Genomic DNA, 18386 nt, shown 5'->3' with positions numbered 1-18386 from the left:
CGCCCAACGCCTCATGACCCACCGAACTTCCGAGGGGGACCCCTTCCCATGCACGCAGACATCTCCCGCGACACCTTCCGGCCCGAGCGGCACTACTCGGCCGTGCTCGCGCAGCAGGGCCGAGTCCAGCTCGACGCGGACGCCAACGAGCAGGCCGCGATCCAGCTCGCCCGGGCCCGTACCGTCGCCGCCGACCTGATCGGGCGGTACGGCGGGCCGCGCGACGCCACCGGCTTCGCGGTGGGCTTCGTGCCGGGCAAACGGGAGCTGGACGATCTGACCATCGGCGGCGGCCGTTACTACGTGGACGGCATCCTGCTGGACGCGGACCGGCCCGCGCCCGGCGTCCCGGTCCCGGACGACGAGGCCAGGACCGCCGAGGAGGGTGACGGGGGCCAGGACGGCGAAGGGGCTCCGGCGCCCGCCGCGCCGGAGCCGCCGGCCGGCTGGACGTACTGGGACCAGCCGGACGCGTACCGGGACCCGGAGCGCCCCGGCGACCGGCTGCCCGCCCAATTCCCCTATCTGGCCTATCTGAAGGTGTGGGAGCGCTCGGTCACGGCGGCCGAGGACCCGCTGCTGCGGGAGGTGGCGCTGGGCTCCGCGATGCCGGACACGGCGGCCCGGCTCAAGGTCGTCTGGCAGGTGCTGCCGCTGCCCGGCGCGGCGCTGGAGCTGGAGACGGCCGACGGTTCGCCGCAGAACCAGGACCAGGTCCGGGAGGCGTTCGACCGCTGGGTGGCGGCGCAGGAGCCGAAGGCCCGGATGGCGGCGCGCAGCCGGCGGCCGGAGCACGCGGACGAGGAGCCGTGCCTGGTGCGGCCCGACGCGCGCTACCGGGGGCCGGAGAACCAGATGTACCGCGTGGAGATCCACGAGGGCGGCACGGCCAAGGAGGCGACGTACAAGTGGTCGCGGGAGAACGGCTCCGTGACCTTCGCCGTGGACGAACTCGACGGTACGTGGGTGGAGCTGGCCTCCCTCGGCAGCGACGACAAGCTCGACCTGAACGTCGGTGACCTCGTCGAGTTCACCGACACCGGGGCCATCGGCCGGGGCGAGCCGCTGCCGCTGCTGCGGGTGGAGGAACTCGACCTGCCGGGGCGGCGCGTACGGCTCTCCGGTGAGCCGGAGCGGCACGTGGGGCGGCGCCCGGAGCTGCACCCGTTCCTGCGGCGCTGGGACCACCGGGCGGGCGGGCGCCACACCGGCGGCGGTACGGGGGGCTCCGGGCGGCCCGGGCAGGGCGCCGGGAAGCTGCGCGGCGGCGCGCTGCGGATCGAGGAGGGCGGCTGGCTGCCGCTGGAGGACGGTGTGCACGTCTACTTCGAGCCGGGCGGGACCTATCGCTCCGGTGACTTCTGGACCGTGCCCGCGCGTACGGCCACGGGCGACGTCGAATGGCCGACGGACGCGGCCCGCCGGCCGCTGCTGCGCTCCCCGCGCGGGATCGAGACGCACTACGCGCCGCTGGCCTGGGTGCTCAGCGAGAGCGCGGTGACCGATCTGCGGCTGGCGTTCGGCCCGCTGGCCGCACCGGTGCCGGCGGCGAGCGAGGCGGAACTGGCCGCGGAGCGCGCGGCGGAGGAGGAGGCCGTCGCCGCGGAACGGGCCGCCGCCCAGGCGGCACAGCCTCCGGCCGAGGCGCCGGGGAGCACGGAGGACGGGTCCGGGAACTGACCCCGCGGGGAGAGCCACCGGCGCGCCGGGCCACCAACAACAACAGCAACAGCACACCGCAACAGCCGTGAAGGAGCACCACGATGGCCACGCCACTGACCGCCGCCAGACTGCTCAAGGCCCTCCGTGACGAGGGGCTGACCGTCGTCGAACACCGCAGCTGGCGTACCCACAACCGCAATCAGAAGGGCGCCTGGGGGCCGATGCACGGGGTGATGATCCATCACACCGTCACCTCCGGCACCGACAGCTCCGTGGAACTCTGCTACAACGGCCACTCCACCCTCCCGGGGCCACTGTGCCACGGGGTGATCGCCAAGGACGGGTCGGTCCATCTGGTCGGCAACGGCCGGGCCAACCACGCCGGTCTCGGCGACGACGACGTGCTGCGCGCGGTGATCAACGAGACGGCACTGCCCGCCGACAACGAGGCCAACACCGACGGCAACCGCTATTTCTACGGCTTCGAGTGCGTCAACCTGGGGAACGGGCAGGACCCGTGGCCGGCCGCCCAGCTCGACGCGATCGAGAAGGCCGCGGCGGCGATCTGCCGTGCGCACGGCTGGACGCAGCGTTCGGTGATCGGTCACAAGGAGTGGCAGCCCGGGAAGATCGATCCGCGTGGCTTCACGATGGACGCGATGCGCACCCGGATCGGGAACCGGCTCGGCGGCAAGCCCGAGGTCCCGTCGAAGCCTCCGGCGACGACTCCGGCCAAGCCCCCGGCGTCGTACGAGCCGTTCCCCGGCGCGGCGTTCTTCGCGGTGGGGCGGCGCAGCGCGGTCGTCACGGCGATGGGCAAGCGGCTGGTGGCGGAGGGGTGCGGGCAGTATCAGGTCGGGCCCGGGCCCGACTGGTCGGAGGCCGACCGCGCCTCGTACGCCGCGTGGCAGCGCAAGCTGGGCTTCTCGGGCGGCGACGCCGACGGCGTCCCGGGCCGGACGAGCTGGGACCGGCTCAAGGTCCCCCGGGCCTGACCCGCCGCGCCGCCGGCGCCCCGCGGTCCCGTACGGCCGTCCTCAGCCGCGGCCCTGGGACCGCAGCCGCCGCCATACGGCCTTCGCCGCGTTGTGTCCGGACATGCCGTGCACCCCGGGCCCCGGCGGCGTCGCGGAGGAGCAGAGGAAGACCGCGGGGTGCGCGGTGGTGTACGGGAAGAGGGAGATCTTGGGGCGCAGCACGAGCTGGAGCCCCGAGGCGGCGCCGCACGCGATGTCCCCGCCCACATAGTTGGCGTTACGGTCCGCCAGCTCGGGCGGGCCCGCGGTGGCGCGGGCCAGGACGCGGTCGCGGAAGCCGGGCGCGAAGCGCTCGATCTGCCGCTCGACGGCGTCCGTGAGGTCGCCGTCCCAGCCGTTCGGGACATGGCCGTACGCCCAGAAGACCTGCTTGCCCTCGGGCGCCCGGGAGGGGTCGGCGAGGCTGGGCTGGGCGGTGATCAGGAAGGGCGTGTCGGGTGCCTGGCCGCCGGACGCCTGGCGCAGGGCGAGCCCGATCTCCCCGCTGGTGGGGCCGATCTGGACGGTGCCGGCGCGGCGGGGTTCCTCGGCGGTCCACGGGACGGGTCCGTCGAGGGCGTAGTCGATCTTGAAGGTGCTCGCGCCGTACCGGTAGCCGTCGTAGACCCGGCCGAGGCCGGCGATCCTGGCGAGGGCGGTCGGGGAGGTGTCGAAGACGTAGGCGCGGGCGGGCGGCAGGTCGTCCAGCCGCTTCACCTCGTACCCGGTGTGGATCGTGCCCCCCTGGTCACGGAGGTACCCGGCGAGCGCGTCGGAGATCGACTGGGAGCCGCCGCGCGCCGCGGGCCAGCCGCCGGTGTGCGCGGCGAGGGCGAAGAGCAGCCCGACGGCGCCGGTCGCGAAGCCGTTCAGCGGGGCGATCACATGGGCCACGAGCCCGGCGAACAGGGCCTTCGCCCGCTCGTCGCGGAAGCGGCGCATCAGCCAGGTCGAGGGCGGCAGGCCGGTGAGGCCGAAGCGGGCGAGTGTGACGGGGTCGCGGGGCAGCGCGGTCAGCGGCAGGGACATGAAGTCCCGCGTCAGGGTCTCCCACTTGCCGAGGTAGGGCGCGACGAGCCGGCGGTACGCACCGGCGTCGCGCGGGCCGAAGGAGGCGGCGGTCTCGGCGACGGAGCGGGAGAGCACGGCGGCCGTCCCGTCGTCGAAGGGGTGCGCCATGGGCAGCTCCGGGTGGACCCAGTCGAGGCCGTACCGGTCGAGCGGCATGGTCCTGAAGACGGGCGAGCCGATCCCCAGCGGGTGGACGGCCGAACAGGGGTCGTGCCGGAATCCGGGGAGCGTCAGCTCCTCCGTCCTGGCCCCGCCGCCCACCGTGTCCTTGGCCTCGAACACGGCCACGGAGAAACCGCGCCTGGCCAACTCGACCGCGGCGGTCAGCCCGTTGGGGCCCGCCCCCACGACGACGGCGTCGAGCATCGACGTCACCTCGGACTCCTTTGTCTGCCGATGGCAAGGACTCCAGGATATTCCCGGGCACCGACAGCCCGACGGCGGGTACGGTCCGCACACGATCCGCGGACCGCGGGGCCGGGTCCGGACATCACCCCGTCTCTTCAGGACATCACCCCGCCCATCCTCACCGTGCGCACGAGATCCACTACTCTTCGTCACGACGCCCGGCCGGACACAGAGGTCCGCCGTGGCATCGGAACCGAAGGGATTCATCCGAGTGAACCGCATGCGCACCGCACTCGCCGGGTTCGGCGTCGCCGCCGTCCTGGTCATGGCGCCCGCCGCGAGCGCGACCCCCCATCACGACGAGGAGCGGCCCGCCACGGCGGCCGGTCCGTTCCCGGTCACGGACGCCGTCCGGGGCCCCCTCGCCCACGGGGTCCCGCACGAGCCGTGCACCGGGGAGTTCCTCGACGACGCCCGGCTCGGCCCCGAGTATCTGCCGCGCGCCTGGCAGAAGCCGGTCGGCCCGCTGCTGAAGGGGTACCAGCGGACCGGGAAGCTGTCGCCCTCGGCGTTCCTGAAGAAGTACTGGGAGGGCCCGGCCGACTCCGGTAGCTGGAAGTACCCGCCCGACGACGGGTTCGCCGAGGTCAACGGCGAGCTGGACAAGAAGGCCACCGCACTGCGCCCCGGCGAGAAACTCGACCGCTTCGGCTCCGAGTTCGGCGGCTATCTGGCCCCGGCGGGCGACCCGTACGCGAAGCGCGCGCTGCCCCCGCAGAACCTCAACACGCGGGACGCGGTCGCGCCCTGCGACTACCGCGTCTACCGGGTCCTCAAGCCGTTCTCGGTCTGGCAGGGCTCCATCGCCCCGTGGTTCGAACAGCCGGGCCGCGGGCAGCAGATCAAACTCGACCCGGTCTTCCTCGACCCGGGCGAGGGGCAGCGGCTCAACGTGAAGTGGCTGCTGGACCACGGCTATCTGGCCCCCGCGGACGCGTAACACCGTCATGGACCGCCACGCACTGCGGGCCGCGCTGAGCGCGGCAGGGGTACCCGACGACTACTACCGCATCGAGGGGGTCCATGAACCGGCCCCCACCCCCGTCGACTTCCTCTTCGTACGGAGGACCGCCGACGGGGCATGGGAGACCGGCGCGTACGAACGCGGGACGAGCGAGACCATCGCCCGTCACGCGAGCGAGGCGGCGGCCTGCGAGCACCTGCTGCGCCTGCTCACCTGACCCGCCCGCGACGCTCAGGCCCCGGCCAGCAGCCGCTCCCGAACCCGCTCCGCCGTCGCCCGGTCCCTGGCGGCCGTGAACGGGAGCGCGTTGCCGCCCGTGATGCGGTACGGCTCGCCGGTCAGCGTCGCGTGCGCGCCGCCCGCCTCCGTCACCAGCAGCAGGCCCGCCGCGTGGTCCCACGCCAGCTCCCAGCTGAAGGCCACCGCGTCGAGCGCGCCGCGCGCCACCGCCAGATACTCCAGCCCGGCCGCGCCGCACGGGCGGGCCTCGACCCCCTCCCCGCGCAGCCCCAGCAGGGCGTGCTTCTGCTCGGGCGTGGTGTAGTCCGGGTGGGACATCGCGACCCGCAGCGGCGCGGCGGGCGCGGGCGGTCCCGGGCGCAGCGGGGCGCCGTCGAGGACGGCGCCCCGGCCGCGTACCGCGATCGCCATCTCGTCCAGCGCCGGCGCATACGTCCACGACGCCAGCAGCTCGCCGCCCTGCGCGAGGGCGACGAGGGTGCAGAAGCCGTCCTCGCCGCGGATGAACTGGCGGGTGCCGTCGACCGGGTCCACGATCCATACGGGCGCGTCGCCGTGGAGCGCCTCGTACCGCCCCGGGTCGGCGTGGACGGCCTCCTCGCCGACCACGGCGGAGCCGGGGAGCAGCGCGGTGAGCGCGGCGGTGAGATGCGCCTCCGCGCGGCGGTCCGCGATCGTCACGAGGTCGTGCGGGGCGCTCTTCTCGGCTATCTCGTGCGCGGCGAGCCGCCGGTGGCGAGGCATGATCTCGTCCGCCGCGGCCTTGCGCACCGCCTCCTCCACGGCGGAGACCTGGACGTCCCGAGCCGTCCCGCACAGGGGAACCGTTCCGTACACCGAGTCATCGATCATGTGTCCAGCCAACCATGGACCACTGACATCCGGCAGTCGGGAGAGTGTCGGGGAGATGCCGGACGCGACGGGCCGCCCCTGGAATGGTCAGCGTCCCACGGCGTATCCCTGCATGCCGCGCGGGTTGGCGGCGGCGGAGAGGACGCCGGTCTCCGGGTCCCTGGCGACGGCGCAGAGCCGCCCCTCCGACCAGGCGTCCCCGACGGTGACGTCATGGCCGCGGTGGCGCAGTCCGGCGATGACGTCGGGGTCCGTGCGTGCCTCGACGGTGACGCTGCCCGGCCGCATGGCGCGCGGGTGGAAGGAGCCGGGGAAGCTGTCGTTGTGCCAGTTGGGGGCGTCGATGGCGCCCTGGAGGTCGAGCCCGCCGCGGACCGGCGGGCGCAGGGCGAGCGCGAGGAAGAAGTGGAGCTGCCACTGGTCCTGGTGGTCGCCGCCGGGGGTGCCGAAGGCCACCACGGGGACGCCGCCGCGCAGGGCGAGGGACGGGGTGAGGGTGGTGCGGGGGCGGCGGCCGGGGGTCAGGGAGTTCGGCAGGCCGGGGTCGAGCCAGGCCATCTGGAGGCGGGTGCCGAGCGGGAAGCCGAGTTCGGGGACGACCGGGTTGGACTGGAGCCAGCCGCCGCTGGGGGTGGCGGCGACCATGTTGCCCCAGCGGTCGACGACGTCGAGGTGGCAGGTGTCGCCCCGGGTGGCGCCGTCGGTGGCGACGGTGGGCTCGCCCGCGCCCGCCGCCGGGGCGCCCGGCGGGCCGTAACCGGGCTCGCCCGCGGCGACGGCGCGGGCGTGGGCGCTGAGCACGGGCTCGCGTCCGTCCGGGCTGCCGGGGCGCAGCTCGTACGAGGCCCGCTCGCCTATCAGGGCGCGGCGGGCGGTGTTGTACGGCTCGGACAGCAGCGTGTCGAGCGGTACGGGGGCGGCGTCGCCGTACCAGGCCTCCCGGTCGGCCATGGCGAGTTTGCACCCCTCGACGAGGAGGTGGACGTACTCGGCCGAGCCGTAGCGGGGCAGGTCGGCGGCGCGGGCGGGCAGCAGGGCAAGCTGCTGGAGGAGGACGGGGCCCTGGCTCCAGCCGCCCGCCTTGCAGAGGGTCCAGCCGTTCCAGTCGTAGGTGACGGGTTCCTCGTACGTGGCGGACCAGTCGGCGAGATCGGCGGCGGCCAGGGTGCCGGCGTGGCGGGAGCCGCTGGTGTCCATGGCGGGACGGGCCGAGTGGGCGAGGATCGCCTCGGCGATGAAGCCGGTACGCCAGATCTCCCGGGCGGCGTCGATCTCGGCGGCCCGGTCACCGGCCCCGGCGGCCTCGGCCTCCGCGATCAGCCGGCGCCAGGTGGCGGCGAGCGCGGGGTTGCGGAACAGCTCGCCGGGGGCGGGGGCCTTGCCGTCGGGGAGATAGACGTCGGCCGAGGAGGTCCACTCCGTCTCGAAGAGTTCCCGGACGCTCTCGACGGTCCGGCCGACGCGTTCGACGGGGGCGTGGCCGTCCTCGGCGTAACCGATCGCGTACCGCAGCACCGCGGCGAGGGGCTTGGTGCCGTGGTCGCGCAGCAGCACCATCCAGGCGTCGAAGGCGCCGGGCACGGCGGCGGCGAGCGGCCCGGTGCCGGGGACGAGGCCGAGCCCGAGGGCGCGGTAGTGCTCGATGGTGGCACCCCGGGGCGCGGGGCCCTGTCCGCAGAGCACCCGGACCTCACCGCCGGCCGGGGCGAGGATGATCGGTACCTCGCCCGCGGGGCCGTTGAGGTGTGGTTCGACGACATGGAGGACGAAGCCCGCGGCGACCGCGGCGTCGTACGCGTTGCCGCCGTCCTCCAGTACGGCCATCGCCGACTGTGAGGCGAGCCAGTGGGTGGAGGACACCATGCCGAAGGTGCCCTGGAGGGTGGGTCGGGTCGTGAACATACGGCCTCTCACCTCGCTGTGTACATATATCGGCCCTGGATTGACGGGCGCTCAGGACGGGCCCTGGGGAGGGTCCGGGGAGTGTGCGCCAGGGGTCCTCTTTCCCACTCCCCAGAAGGCTATCGATCAGCCTGCGCCCCTTCTTCCCCGCCTCGGGCACGGAGTGGGCGCAGTGGTCGAGGGCGAGGGCCGGCAACGAGCGCCCCGGCCACTTGACGAGGGAAACGCCGACCTGCCTCCCACCCGCCCCCCTGCTACCCGGAGACAGCACCGGCGCCCCACGCTGATCTCGGCAAGCTCATCTGCATCGCAGACCAGGACGTGCCCGCGAACTGCTCCACGTCGCGAAGCACGCGATCGCACACGAAGCCCAGCCCTTCGTACAGGCGGATCGCGCGGGAGTTGTCGGTCCAGACCCCCAACTCGACCCGCTCCAGGCCCAGTTCTCCGAACGCGGTTGCCAGCACACTGGTCAGCATCGCGGCGCCAACTCCCTTGCTCCGGGCTTCGGGCGCCACGAGGACCCGACCGATCCGACCGCTCGCCCGATCCGCGTCGAATCGCACCGAGGCATGGCCCACGGCCTGGTCACTGGCCGCATCAATCGCCATCCAGCTCCGGCGTAGCGGCGTCGCGGACTCGGCCGCGTACTCGGCAAGCTGCCGCTCGTCCAACGGCCAGCTGAAGTCGGCGCCGGACCACGTCCACAGCTCGACCGGTCCGGCGATCCACGCTGCGAGCAGTCGGCCGTCGACGAGCGTGAAGTCCCGCAGCTCAACCACGGATCAGCCCTCGGTGCAGAACCGTCGTCATGACCCGGACCCTATCGAGCCGACGACGCTGCACCCGAGCGAGGCATCACGGGCCCGACAGGATGTCGTGTTCCGACCGGAAACATTGGTCCTTGACGGCGTCGGGGGCACGGAAACGCGGGGTGCGACCTCACGGCCGCGCCTGCTGCGACAAGGTGAGGATGTCGGCTCCGTCGTCGGTGATGGCGATCGTGTGCTCGCTGTGTGCCGTCCGGCAGCCCGTCGCGCTTCGGAGCGTCCACCCGTCGGCGTCCGTGACGAGTTGGGCGGTGTCCGCCATGACCCATGGCTCCAGGGCCAGCAGCAGCCCGGGACGCAGTTTGTATCCACGGCCGGGCCGTCCGGTGTTCGCGACGTGCGGGTCCTGGTGCATCGTTGATCCGATGCCATGGCCTCCGAACTCGGTGTTGATCGGGTACCCCGCCGCGCCGAGAACCGTACCGATGGCATGGGAGATGTCACCGATACGGGCCCCGGGCCCGGCGGCGGCGATCCCCGCGGCCAGCGCGCGTTCGGTCGCGCTGATCATCGCGACGCTCTGCGGGGGCTTCGCGTCGCCCACGATGAAGCTGATGGCGGCGTCCGCGGCGACTCCGCCCCGGGAGACGGCGAGGTCGAGGGTCAGCAGATCGCCGTCGGCGAGCGTGTAGTCGTGTGGCAGCCCGTGGAGCACTGCGTCGTTGACGGCCGTGCAGATGTAGTGGCCGAACGGGCCGCGTCCGAAGGATGGCGCGTAGTCGACGTAACAGGACGACGCTCCCGCCTCGACGATCATTTTCTCGGCCCACCGGTCGATGTCCAGAAGATTCGTGCCGATCGTGCTACGGCTCTTCAGCGTCTGCAGGATGTCACCGACCAGGGCGCCGGTGGTTTTCGCCCGGGCCAGCAGGGTGGGGTTGAGGATCTCGATCATGTGGCATCCTTCTCGCGCAACCAATACCTATACCGGCATTACTATACCGGTACTGGAATTGGGGTCATCGCCAGGTTCGGCCCTTACAGCCCCCGGCCCCGTGGTGCGGGAGCCGAAATGGTGGCGCGCTGGCGGCCGAGTCCGGCGACCTCGATCTCGATGACGTCACCCGGTCGTAGGGCCACCGCCGGGGACCTGAAGTCACCGCAGCCTGCCGGTGTTCCGCTGAGGATGACATCCCCCGGCGCCAGGGTGAAGAACGACGAGCAGTACGAGACGAGTTCGGCGATGCTGAAGATCATCGAGGCGGTGGACCCGTTCTGCATCAGCCGGCCGTTGACCCACGTCCGGATCGCGACCTGCTGCGGGTCCGGCACCTCGTCCCGTGTGAGGATCCACGGCCCGAGGGGGCAGAAGGTGTCGAGTCCCTTGCCGCGCACCCACTGGCCGTCCCGCTCCTGGAGATCGCGGGCGGAGAGGTCGTTGGCCGCGACGTACCCGGCGACGTAGGACATCGCCTCGTCGATGGGCACGGACCTGGCGGGACGGCCTATGACAACGCCGAGTTCCGCCTCCCAGTCCGCCCGGGCGGTCAGCGCCAGGTCCACGACGATGTCGTCATGGGGGCCGCACGCGGAGGACGAGAGTTTCGGAAAGAGGTAGGGGGCCGTCGGGGTCGTCCACCCCATCTCGGCAACGGTGTCGGCGTAGTTGAGGCCGATGCCGTGGATCGTCGGGGGCCGGTACGGCAGCAGGAACTCCAGCTGCTCCTCGGCGACCTGGTCGCCGGGCCCGGCGTCGGCTCCGGTGACGACGCCGAGGGCGGGCACCCGGCTGGTCCGCCACCCCTGGCCGTCGTCGACGACCGTGGTGACGACCCCGTCGACGCGGGCGGTGGCAATCCTCATCGGGCATCCCCCTGGGCGGCCATGGACGGGATGACGAGTCGCCCGTCGACCCGGCGCGGAATGGACGTGTACGTGTCGTGCAGCTCGGCGGGCAGCACCTCCGCCGGGGCCGACTGCCAGGTCACCGGGCGCAGGAAGCGCCTGATGGCGGTGGTGCCGACCGACGTGTGCTGACTGTTGGTCGCCGGCCACGGGCCGCCGTGGTGCTGGGCCCACGAGACCGACACACCGGTCGGGAACCCGTTGAACAGCAGCCGCCCGGCCTTGGGCAGCAGCGCACGGACGGTGGCGCGCATGTCCTCGCCCGGCTCGGAGTGGATCGTGGCGGTGAGGGAACCCGGCAGGCCGCCGATGATGCCGACCAGGTCCGCCTCGGCATACCGGACGACGACGGTGGTGGGGCCGAAGCACTCGCCGACCTGCGACCCGGCCAGGTCACGCGCTTCCATGGCCAGCAGCCGCGGCGCTACGGAGAAGCCGCTGCCGGACGGCTTCTCCCCCTCGGCCACCACGCGGAGGCCGGGGATGCGCCGCAGTTCCGCGCTGGTCTCCTCGTAGCCGTCGCGGATGCGCTCGTCGAGGAGGGTGGCCGCGGGCCGGCCGGCGATGAGGGCGCCGGCCGTGTCGACCAAGGCGTCACCGGCGGGGCCGTGGGGTACCAGCACGAGCCCCGGCTTGGTGCACAGCTGGCCGGCCGAGCCGGTGATCGACAGGACGAGGTCTTCGGCGAACGCCGTTCCCCGCGCCGCGGCCGCCGCCTGCGTGACGACGACCGGGTTGAGGCTGGCGAGTTCACCGAAGAAGGGGATCGGTGTCTGACGCTGCTCGATCAGCCGCATCAGCGCCCGGCCGCCGTCCAGCGACCCCGTGAACCCCACGGCGCTGATGGCGGGGTGCTGCACCAGCCGCGCGCCGGCCTCGCGGCCGTGCACGAGCCCGATCGTCCCGGCGGGCGCCCCGGCGTCATAGGCCGCCGCGCTCAGGATGCCGTGCATCATGACCGACAGGGCCGGGTGGGAATGGTGGGCCTTGACCACGACCGGGCAGCCCGCGGCCAGGGCGGACATGGTGTCGCCACCGGGCACGGAGAAGGCCAGTGGGAAGTTACTGGCGCCGAACACCGCGACGGGTCCTGTCGGGACCAGCATCCGGCGCAGGTCGGGCCTCGGCCCCATGGGGGTGTCACCGGCGTGGTCGATCGTGACCTCAAGGTGGCCGCCTTCGTCGACGGCATCGGCGAACAGGCGCGCCTGGTAGACCGTACGGGCGAGTTCGCCTTCGAGGCGGGCGCGGGGCAGTCCGGTCTCGCGGACGCCCAGCGACACGATGTCCGCGTGCCGGGCCGCCATGGCGTCCGCCATGGTGCGCAGGAGCGTCCCGCGGAAGGCGCGATCACGGTCCGCGAGCTGCGCGAACGCCGCCGCGGCAGCGCCGCACACCTCCTCCAGCTCCTCGTACGAGGTGGCGGTGGTGACTTCCTCGACTTCGGTTCCGGTGGCGGGGTCGATACTGACGATGGTCTCGGCGGTCATGCTGCTCCTGGGGCGTTGGCGGGGGGGCGGTCGCTTCAGCGGGCGTGCGCGTCCGGATGGGGTCGGTCGACCGGCGGGACGAGCTGGTAGCCCTCCGCCTCGTAGTCGAAGCCTTCGAGCGTGACCTCGGCGCGGCCGTCGGAAGCGGCGGCGTAGAAGGCCCTGATCTCGGTGATCAGTCCGGTCTCCGGGTCGAAGCGGTACCACTCGTCACCGCGCAGGTATCCACCGACCGCGGTCTTCCAGTGGGTCCACTCGATGACCGCCTGCAGTGACTCGGGTTCGGCGATCAGCCGCTCGATGCTCCAGGCCGAACCGATGCGCAGGACGAGCGCGCGCCAGTTCTCGGCGATGGTGCGGGCGCCCCGCCAGGGGCCGTCGAGTCCCGGCGGGAAGTAATGGACGGCCTCGGGGTGGAACGTCGCGGCCATGCCCTCGACGTCCGCGTCGTTGCATCCCTGGAAGTAGGTCCGGATGGTGGCCTCCATCCGGCTGCGCTGCTCCTCGCGCGGGAGGTCGGCGAAGCGGGTCATCGCACTGCCTCCGCCCCGGTGGCAGCGGCGGACGGCTGGAGGGTTCCGGGGGCGTCGTCCACGGGGTTCGCCGACCGCCAGGCCTCATAGGAGGCCAGGGTCTCCTCACTGGGCGGGTACGTGCCCCACAGGGCCTCCCCCGCCTTGACCCGGTCGTGGAGATAGGACTCCAGCCGTTCCTGCTCGGCCGCGGGACCGGCGATCCCGGCCGCCAGGGCGCGGGGCACGACGATGACGCCGTCGCGGTCACCGACGAGGATGTCGCCCGGGTAGACCGCGACCCCCGCGCAGCCGATCGGGACGTCGAGGTCCGCGACATGGAAGGAGGCGGGTCGCGTCGTGGCGGTGATCGCCCGCGAGTAGGCCGGGAAGCCCAGCTCGGCGAGCGCGGCCCCGTCGCGGAGGGCACCGTCGGTCACGAAGGCCGCGGCGCCCCGCTTCATCGCCCGGGTCACGAGCATGTCACCCGCCGAGGCCGCGGTGATGTCGCTGCGCGAGTCCACGACCAGGACATCGCCGGAGCCGAGCCGTTCGACCGCTTCCCACTGGAGGACGTTGCCCGTGCGGTAGGGATCGTCCATCGGGTCCACGTCCTCGCGGGCAGGGACGAAGCGCATGGTGCGCGCCTGCCCCACGAAGCCGTCGAAGTGCGTGCCCACAGGGCTGAGGCCGACGAGGAACGGTTGACGGATCCCGCGCCGGTAGAGCTGGGTCGCCAGGGTCGCGGTGCTGGCGCGGCCCAGATCGGCCAGCACGTCCGGGGGGACAGGGGGAAGATCCAGCGCTGTCACGGTCCACCTTCCTCAGGGACTGGGATGAACGATCGCAACCCTAGACGACTTCCCATTCACTGAACAACCATCCCGTTAATCGGGTTCCACTCCTTGACTTGCCCCAAGTCAGCCGCTTAGCGTCCCCACGTCGGCACACCAATGAACGACAAAACGTCCCGAAGAATGGGATGCACGCCGTCTGCCGACAGGTATCCGAGGCGCAGCGTTGCGAGAGGATCGAGACACATGTCCACCGCCATTGCAGACGAACATCCGGCAGTCGCCACTGCGAGCCGGAAGATCTACCGGCGCGTCATCGTGCTGTTCGCGCTGATGATGATGCTCAACCAGATCGACCGCTCGAACATCGGCTTCGTCCAGGAGGACCTGGACGCCCACTTCGGCATCGGGGCAGCCGCGTACGGCCTCGGCGCCGGCCTGTTCTTCGTGGGCTACTTCCTGTTCGAGGTGCCCAGCAACGCACTGATGCAGAAGGTGGGGGCGAAGCTGTGGATCACCCGCATCTGCGTCACCTGGGGCGCCGTCTCGGCTGCAATGATCTTCGTCCGCGGTGAGACCAGCTTCTACGTGCTCCGCTTCCTGCTCGGCGTGGCCGAGGCCGGGTTCGTGCCGGCGGTGCTGTTCTACATCGCCTCCTGGCTCCCCAACCGCTACCAGGGCCGGGCCACCGGCACCTGGGCGGTGGGCGCCCTCTTCGCCTACTCCGCCGGCAGTCTGGTCTCGGGACCGCTGCTCTCGCTGCACGGCTTCCTCGGCCTCGACGGCTGGCAGTGGCTGTTCCTCATCGAGGGCCTGGCGACCGTCGGACTCGGCATCGTCGGCTACTTCCTGCTCGACTCCCGGATCAGTGAGGCGAAATGGCTCACCGAGGAGGAGCGCACGCAGCTCAGCCTGCAGATCGCCGCGGAGCGGACCTCCGACGCCGAGCCGGGCTCGACCGTGGGGACCCTCAAGAAACTGCTGCGCAGTCCGGTGATCCATCTCTTCATGTGGATCTACTTCGCCGTGCAGATGTCCATCTACTCCACGACGTTCTGGCTGCCGAGCGTGGTGCGTGACATCGGGGTCAGCAGTGACAACATGGTCGGGCTGCTCTCCGCCCTTCCGTGGCTCTGCACCATCCCGTACCTGTACTTCGTCTCCCGGCGCGGCGACCGTCACCCCGAGCAGCGCTCCACCTTGATGACCATGTCGTTCGTGCTGGCGGCGGCCGGAACCCTGGCGGCGGCCCTCACCGGCTCGTGGCTGGGCCTGGTCTTCATCGTCCTGGCCACCCTCGGCTTCAAGACCGTCGCACCGGTCTTCTGGCCGCTGCTGCGCGAGCGCACCGACCCCCTGACCGCGGCGACCGCGATCGCCCTGGTCAACTCCGTCGCCAACCTCGGCGGCTTCGTCGCCCCGTACGGCTTCGGCCTGGTCAAGGATTCGACCGGCAGCACCAGTCTCGCGATGCTCGGACTCGGAGTGATCATCGCGATCGCGGCCGTGGCCACCCTCCTGGTACGCCGTATCCCCCGCCGGCCGGTGGCCGGCCCCTCGGCCGTCGACCGGACCGAACTCGGCCAAGCCGGTCCCCGGACACCACAGGCCATGACGAGTACCGGCCCCGACGGGCCCGCCCCTGATCCGCGCTGAGGCGCACGGCCGACCGCACCATCTCCCCGTAGGAAAAGAAGAAGGGACACCCATCCGTGAGCACCGATTTCCTCAACCGGACCAGCGCCACCGTCAGCAGCAGGACCAACGAGCGCCACTTCGCGGCGCTGGAGCGCGGCGAAGCCAGCACCGATGCCATCGCCTCGGTCAGGCTCTCCCTCGTCAGCCTGCCGCTGGCGGCGCCCATCAGTGACGCGAAGGTCCTGACCGGCCGTCAGAAGCCGCTCACCGAGATCGCTTTCCTCTTCGCCGAGATCCGCACCGAGGCGGGGTTCGAGGGCGTGGGCTACAGCTACTCCAAGCGCGCCGGCGGGCCGGCCCAGTACGTCCACGCGAAGGAAATCGCGCCTGAGCTGATCGGCGAGGACCCCAACGACATTCAGCGGATCTGGACCAAGCTCGTCTGGGCCGGCGCCTCCGTCGGCCGCAGCGGGCTGTCGACGCAGGCGATCGCCGCCATCGACATCGCCCTGTGGGACCTCAAGGCCAAGCGCGCCCGACTCCCGCTCGCGAAGCTGCTCGGCGCCCACCGCGACTCGGTGCAGTGTTACAACACCTCCGGCGGCTATCTGTCCATGTCCATCGAGCAGGTGGTCGAGAACACCCGGGCATCCGTCGAGCGCGGCATCGGCGGCATCAAGATCAAGGTCGGCCAGCCCGACACGAACATCGACCTCCAGCGGGTCGAGGCCATCCGCGAGCAGCTGGGCGACGGCTTCCCGATGATGGTCGACGCCAACCAGCAGTGGAACCGCAGTACGGCGATCCGCATGGGCCGGAAACTGGAGGCGTTCGACCTGACCTGGATCGAGGAGCCGCTGGACGCGTACGACGCCGAGGGCCACGCCGCTCTCGCCGCGGAGCTGGCCACCCCGATCGCCACCGGCGAGATGCTCACCAGCGTCGCCGAGCACGCCGAACTGGTCCGTCACCGCTCCGTCGACTTCCTCCAGCCGGACGCGCCGCGGGTGGGCGGCATCACCCCGTTCCTGAAGATCATGGCCATGGGTGAGCAGGCGAAGATGCGGATGGCGCCGCACTTCGCCATGGAGATCCACCTGCACCTCGCCGCGGCGTACGAGATCGACCCGTGGGTGGAGCACTTCGAGTGGCTGGAGCCGATGTTCAACGAACGCCTCGACATCCGCGACGGCCGGATGATCGTGCCCAACCGCCCCGGACTGGGCTTCAGCCTGAGCGAGCAGGCCCGCGCCTGGACCCGCGAGACCGTCACGGTCTGAGGCCGTCACGGTCCGAGACCGGCTGCTCCCGGCCCGCCCACGGCTGTGCCGTCCCGGCGGGCTGAGAGACTGGCAGCGGGCATCGCCCGCCCGGCCGACGCGGGCGGGCCCACCGCGACCGGACAACCGGAGGACCGAGAACGTGACCGAGCAGGACGAAGGCCGCAAGGGCGCACTCGACCGGGGACTCAGCATCCTGAGCCACCTCGCCGACGCGCGAGAGGCGTCCACCGCGGAACTGGCAGCCGCCGCCGACATCAGCCGCAGCGCCGCGTACCGCATCGTCGAAAAGCTCAGCCAGTACGACTTCCTCCACGCCACCTCGAACGGCCGCTGGCGCCTGGGCCCGGCCGCCGCCCGCCTCGCCATGGCCGCCGTCCACTCCACCGACGTGTCCGACGTCGCGCCGGAACTGCTCCGGGTCCTGGTCCAGCAGACCCGCGAAACCGTCAGCCTCGGCGTCCTCAGCGGCGACGAGATGGTGTTCATCTACCGCGAACGCGGCCCCCAGTCGGTCAGCGTCAACGCTGAACTCGGCGCCCGCAGGCCCCTGCACGCCACCTCGGTCGGCAAGGCCTACCTCGCGGGCCTCGACCCCCGCGAGAGAGCCGACCTGCTCCGCACCCTCACCCTGACCCCCTTCACCCCGCGGACACTCACCACCACCGACGCCGTCGAACACGACATCACCGCGGCCAAGGCCCGCGGCTGGACCGAGGAGCACGGCGAGTTCGACCTCGCCAGCGCCTGCTGCGGCGCCCCCATCTTCGATCACACCGGCCATGTCGTGGCCGCCATCAGCGTCGCCGGCCTCAAGGACCGCGTCGAACCCGCCCTCGACCGCCTCGGCCCGCTGGCAGTCGCCACGGCGGACGCCATCTCGCGGCGGCTCGGACACAATCCGGGGCTGTAGGCGTTCGGTGGGCCTTCTGGGCAACAGGTCCGTGGCCGCGCTACAAATCCTGCGGCGCACAGGGGTACCTATGACTGTTCAGGGTGTTCTGCCGCGGAATCGAGGCCGCCGGTCAGCCGGTTGAGGAACCGGGTGAAGGTGGCCTCGGGGGTGAGGGAGCGTCCGGGGGCCGCGAGGGCTTCGGCGAGTTCCGGGTGGTGGCCGTCGGCGGCGACGGCGGCGAGATAGCGGGCTTCGGCCGCCAGCCGGTCGGGCGAGCGCGCCGTCGCGGCCTGGGCGAGTTCGTGGCCGACGTGCGCGGCCACGAACGAGGTGAGCTGGGCGAAGATCTCCAGCTTCGCGGCGCCGTCCAGTCCGGTGGGGCGCAGCACGGCGAGCGCGTGTTCCAGGAAGGCCAGGGTGTGGGGCCCGGGGGCGCGGCGGGTGGACAGGGCGGCGGGCAGCCAGGGGTGGCGCAGCATGAGGGCGCGCTGGAGGTGGCCGATGGCCTTGAGGTCCGCGCGCCAGTCACCGGTGGGCGCGGGGACGGTCAACGGAGCGCTGTTGGACGGTCGTTCGGTGTCGGTCGGTGGTTCGCCATCGGTCGGTAGTTCAGCGTCCGCCGGTGGTTCCCCATCGGTCAGCGGTTCACCGCCGGTCCGCCGTTCGGTGCCGGTCCGCAGTTCGCCGCTGACGTGGTCGACCATCAGCTCCAGCAGCGTCCCCTTGTCGGGGGCGTAGCTGTAGAGCGACATGACGCTGACGCCGACCTGCGAGGCGACCCTCCGCATGGTGACCGCTTCGAGTCCTTCCGCGTCCGCCAGGGCGACGGCCGCCGCGGTGATCGCCTCCCGGCTGTGGGCGGGCCTGCGGCCCCTGCGGGGCTGGGTCGAGGCCAGCCAGAGCCGTTGGGGGTCGATGCCCCCGGCGCCCGGTCCTCCGTCACGGGTCACGGTTTTCGCGCCCCCTTTCCTCGATCACGGCAGCCCC

Annotated in this window: 17 protein-coding genes; 7 read left to right on the top strand and 10 right to left on the bottom strand. The window is 72.1% G+C overall.

The genetic code is table 11. The features are described 5' to 3' along the window. Positions 1-48 precede the first annotated feature (48 nt). Both ACFTZC_RS01680 and ACFTZC_RS01675 read left to right on the top strand, forming a co-directional pair. On the top strand, positions 49-1680 hold the full coding sequence (locus ACFTZC_RS01680; RefSeq protein ID WP_382885761.1) for a DUF6519 domain-containing protein: 1632 nt from the start codon (positions 49-51) through the stop codon (positions 1678-1680). A gap of 83 nt (positions 1681-1763) precedes the next feature. Beyond that, positions 1764-2657, top strand: a complete 894-nt coding sequence (locus ACFTZC_RS01675) for a peptidoglycan-binding protein (RefSeq protein ID WP_382885759.1) — start codon at positions 1764-1766, stop codon at positions 2655-2657. A gap of 42 nt (positions 2658-2699) precedes the next feature. Here ACFTZC_RS01675 and ACFTZC_RS01670 read toward each other — a convergent pair whose 3' ends face one another. Further along, positions 2700-4124: a phytoene desaturase family protein gene (locus tag ACFTZC_RS01670; RefSeq protein ID WP_382885757.1), complete on the bottom strand. Its 1425-nt coding sequence runs from the start codon at positions 4122-4124 to the stop codon at positions 2700-2702. A 244-nt stretch (positions 4125-4368) separates the two neighbouring features. Between ACFTZC_RS01670 and ACFTZC_RS01665 the strand changes: the two genes are divergently transcribed. Next, positions 4369-5097 carry a TNT domain-containing protein gene (locus tag ACFTZC_RS01665; RefSeq protein WP_382885756.1) on the top strand — a complete coding sequence of 243 codons (729 nt, stop codon included), beginning with the start codon at positions 4369-4371 and terminating at the stop codon, positions 5095-5097. A gap of 7 nt (positions 5098-5104) precedes the next feature. Then, the gene (locus ACFTZC_RS01660) at positions 5105-5338 is read left to right on the top strand and encodes a hypothetical protein (RefSeq protein WP_382885754.1); all 234 of its coding nucleotides are present in this window, start codon (positions 5105-5107) and stop codon (positions 5336-5338) included. A gap of 14 nt (positions 5339-5352) precedes the next feature. On the opposite strand, the gene ACFTZC_RS01655 is transcribed toward ACFTZC_RS01660, so the two are convergent. The 8 genes from ACFTZC_RS01655 to ACFTZC_RS01620 form a co-directional block, all read right to left on the bottom strand. Then, positions 5353-6213, bottom strand: a complete 861-nt coding sequence (locus ACFTZC_RS01655) for an inositol monophosphatase family protein (RefSeq protein ID WP_382885752.1) — start codon at positions 6211-6213, stop codon at positions 5353-5355. A gap of 87 nt (positions 6214-6300) precedes the next feature. After that, on the bottom strand, positions 6301-8115 hold the full coding sequence (locus ACFTZC_RS01650; protein WP_382885750.1) for a gamma-glutamyltransferase family protein: 1815 nt from the start codon (positions 8113-8115) through the stop codon (positions 6301-6303). A 254-nt stretch (positions 8116-8369) separates the two neighbouring features. Further along, positions 8370-8897 carry a GNAT family N-acetyltransferase gene (locus ACFTZC_RS01645; RefSeq protein ID WP_382885748.1) on the bottom strand — a complete coding sequence of 176 codons (528 nt, stop codon included), beginning with the start codon at positions 8895-8897 and terminating at the stop codon, positions 8370-8372. 160 nt (positions 8898-9057) lie between these two features. Further along, positions 9058-9840 (bottom strand): type I methionyl aminopeptidase, encoded by a 783-nt coding sequence (map, locus tag ACFTZC_RS01640; RefSeq protein ID WP_382885746.1) that lies wholly within the window; start codon positions 9838-9840, stop codon positions 9058-9060. A gap of 83 nt (positions 9841-9923) precedes the next feature. Further along, on the bottom strand, positions 9924-10748 hold the full coding sequence (locus tag ACFTZC_RS01635) for a fumarylacetoacetate hydrolase family protein (protein WP_382885745.1): 825 nt from the start codon (positions 10746-10748) through the stop codon (positions 9924-9926). After that, positions 10745-12280, bottom strand: coding sequence for an aldehyde dehydrogenase (NADP(+)) (locus ACFTZC_RS01630; protein ID WP_382885744.1), 1536 nt, complete (start codon positions 12278-12280; stop codon positions 10745-10747). The genes ACFTZC_RS01635 and ACFTZC_RS01630 overlap by 4 nt, the downstream gene beginning before the upstream one ends. Positions 12281-12315: 35 nt before the next feature. Then, positions 12316-12813 (bottom strand): nuclear transport factor 2 family protein, encoded by a 498-nt coding sequence (locus ACFTZC_RS01625; RefSeq protein WP_382885742.1) that lies wholly within the window; start codon positions 12811-12813, stop codon positions 12316-12318. Next, positions 12810-13604 carry a ribonuclease activity regulator RraA gene (locus ACFTZC_RS01620; RefSeq protein WP_382885741.1) on the bottom strand — a complete coding sequence of 265 codons (795 nt, stop codon included), beginning with the start codon at positions 13602-13604 and terminating at the stop codon, positions 12810-12812. Before ACFTZC_RS01620 ends, ACFTZC_RS01625 begins: the two co-directional genes overlap by 4 nt. Positions 13605-13832: 228 nt before the next feature. Between ACFTZC_RS01620 and ACFTZC_RS01615 the strand changes: the two genes are divergently transcribed. The 3 genes from ACFTZC_RS01615 to ACFTZC_RS01605 all read left to right on the top strand — a co-directional run bounded on the left by ACFTZC_RS01615 (position 13833) and on the right by ACFTZC_RS01605 (position 17417). Next, positions 13833-15242 (top strand): MFS transporter, encoded by a 1410-nt coding sequence (locus ACFTZC_RS01615; RefSeq protein WP_382885739.1) that lies wholly within the window; start codon positions 13833-13835, stop codon positions 15240-15242. Positions 15243-15370: 128 nt separating this feature from the next. After that, entirely contained in the window at positions 15371-16504 is a 1134-nt protein-coding gene (locus ACFTZC_RS01610; RefSeq protein WP_382886018.1) for a mandelate racemase/muconate lactonizing enzyme family protein, read from the top strand. Positions 16505-16646: 142 nt separating this feature from the next. Next, positions 16647-17417 carry an IclR family transcriptional regulator gene (locus tag ACFTZC_RS01605; protein WP_382885737.1) on the top strand — a complete coding sequence of 257 codons (771 nt, stop codon included), beginning with the start codon at positions 16647-16649 and terminating at the stop codon, positions 17415-17417. A 68-nt stretch (positions 17418-17485) separates the two neighbouring features. Here the strand turns inward: ACFTZC_RS01605 and ACFTZC_RS01600 are convergent, their stop codons facing one another. Next, positions 17486-18349, bottom strand: coding sequence for a TetR/AcrR family transcriptional regulator C-terminal domain-containing protein (locus tag ACFTZC_RS01600; RefSeq protein ID WP_382885736.1), 864 nt, complete (start codon positions 18347-18349; stop codon positions 17486-17488). Positions 18350-18386: the final 37 nt, after the last annotated feature.

The sequence above is a fragment of the Streptomyces sp. NPDC056987 genome (genome assembly GCF_042673865.1).
Classification (GTDB): domain Bacteria; phylum Actinomycetota; class Actinomycetes; order Streptomycetales; family Streptomycetaceae; genus Streptomyces.
Note: the sequence above shows the minus strand (reverse complement) of the source record. Positions and strands in the feature narration are given on the sequence as shown.

Coding starts and splice junctions, on each gene's coding strand:
- ACFTZC_RS01680 (WP_382885761.1), top strand. CDS start 49: ATGCACGCAGACATCTCCCGCGACACCTTCCGGCCCGAGCGGCACTAC.
- ACFTZC_RS01675 (WP_382885759.1), top strand. CDS start 1,764: ATGGCCACGCCACTGACCGCCGCCAGACTGCTCAAGGCCCTCCGTGAC.
- ACFTZC_RS01660 (WP_382885754.1), top strand. CDS start 5,105: ATGGACCGCCACGCACTGCGGGCCGCGCTGAGCGCGGCAGGGGTACCC.
- ACFTZC_RS01655 (WP_382885752.1), bottom strand. CDS start 6,213: ATGATCGATGACTCGGTGTACGGAACGGTTCCCCTGTGCGGGACGGCT.
- ACFTZC_RS01650 (WP_382885750.1), bottom strand. CDS start 8,115: ATGTTCACGACCCGACCCACCCTCCAGGGCACCTTCGGCATGGTGTCC.
- map (WP_382885746.1), bottom strand. CDS start 9,840: ATGATCGAGATCCTCAACCCCACCCTGCTGGCCCGGGCGAAAACCACC.
- ACFTZC_RS01635 (WP_382885745.1), bottom strand. CDS start 10,748: ATGAGGATTGCCACCGCCCGCGTCGACGGGGTCGTCACCACGGTCGTC.
- ACFTZC_RS01630 (WP_382885744.1), bottom strand. CDS start 12,280: ATGACCGCCGAGACCATCGTCAGTATCGACCCCGCCACCGGAACCGAA.
- ACFTZC_RS01625 (WP_382885742.1), bottom strand. CDS start 12,813: ATGACCCGCTTCGCCGACCTCCCGCGCGAGGAGCAGCGCAGCCGGATG.
- ACFTZC_RS01615 (WP_382885739.1), top strand. CDS start 13,833: ATGTCCACCGCCATTGCAGACGAACATCCGGCAGTCGCCACTGCGAGC.